The 1,146-nt window shown below is 79.1% G+C and carries 1 protein-coding gene; it reads right to left on the bottom strand.

The genetic code is table 11. The annotated features are described in order from the left end of the window. Positions 1 to 138: 138 nt before the first annotated feature. Entirely contained in the window at positions 139 to 855 is a 717-nt protein-coding gene (locus AOK18_RS08695; RefSeq protein ID WP_055693920.1) for a hypothetical protein, read from the bottom strand. Positions 856 to 1,146 lie beyond the last annotated feature (291 nt).

The following is a 1,146-nucleotide window of genomic DNA, read 5'->3' as shown; positions in this document are numbered from 1 at the left end:
TTCCCGCCCCGGGCACCGGCCGGGCACGGAGGCGTCCGGCCGGTGCCCGGGGCGGGAACGCCGGGGGCCGACGGCTCGGCCGTGGTGCCGATCCGTCGGTCCGCGGGGTGCCGGGAGGCCCCGGTGAACCGGCTGTCGTCAGACGACAGCGACCCCGGCGGGCGGGCCCCGCGTGGTGATCGTGTGGGCGAGGAGGAGCCGGCGCGGCTTCCGGTCGCGGCCGGCGCGGCGGACGCGGACGCGTGGGCGGTCCGGCGGGGCGGGCCGCCGCGGCAGCAGTCCGCTCAGCGGCGCGAACAGCCGGCCGGCGACGGCCCGCAGGATGCGGAACGCGGCGCGCTCGCCCCGCGCGAGCCAGAGGGCGCACAGCAGCGCGGCCAGCAGGTGGGCGGCGAGCATCCCGGTCGGCGACAGGCCGTCCGCGGCCAGGGAGTGCGCCGTGTGGTCGGAGTACCCGGCATGCGGGGCACCCGCCGTCGCGCCGACCGTGCCGTCGCCCGGAACGTGGTGGGGCGCGGCGTGCCGGCGCATCAGCAGGTGGGCGGACACGCGCCCTGTCAGCGAACCTCCGCCCGGGGAGCCCGGGGAATCCGGGGGGACGAGTGCCTGGGCGAAGGCGAACAGGGTGTGCAGGGCGGCCTGCGCCGCCACCGCGACGGAGCCGACCGGCCACGGACCGCGCTCCCGGCCGGCCAGGAGCCAGGCGGTGGCGCCGGTCGCCGTCGCCCCTGCCGCCAGGGCCCACCCGGGCACCGGGGCCGGTGACATCAGGACGTGGCCGAGGGCGGCGAGCAGTACGCAGACGGCCGCAAAGACCACGGCCCGTACCGTGCGAGAACACCACCCACTGGTCATGGCGGCCTCATCCTCGCATCCGGATCTCGAACGTCACGTGAGGGTACGGACATTGTCCCGGCGCCCGACTCAATCCGGGTGACGTGATGCGCGTCACATCTTCGGGCCGGCCGGGGCCGTCATCCGGCCGGGCCGGCCCGGTGGAGGATCACGGCCGCGGCCGGCCGGTGCAGCGCAGGCCGCACCGGGCGCCGCGGCACCGGCGACCGCCGCGGGGGCGTCCTCCACGCTCCAGCGCATCGCCGCGCCCTCGGCTCGCCGGCCGGAACCCCGGCCCCGGCCCCGGCCCCG

This window comes from Streptomyces prasinopilosus (assembly GCF_001419695.1).
Classification (GTDB): Bacteria; Actinomycetota; Actinomycetes; order Streptomycetales; family Streptomycetaceae; genus Streptomyces; species Streptomyces prasinopilosus.
The sequence above is the reverse complement of the archived record's forward strand: the minus strand, read 5'-3'. Positions and strand labels throughout refer to the sequence as shown.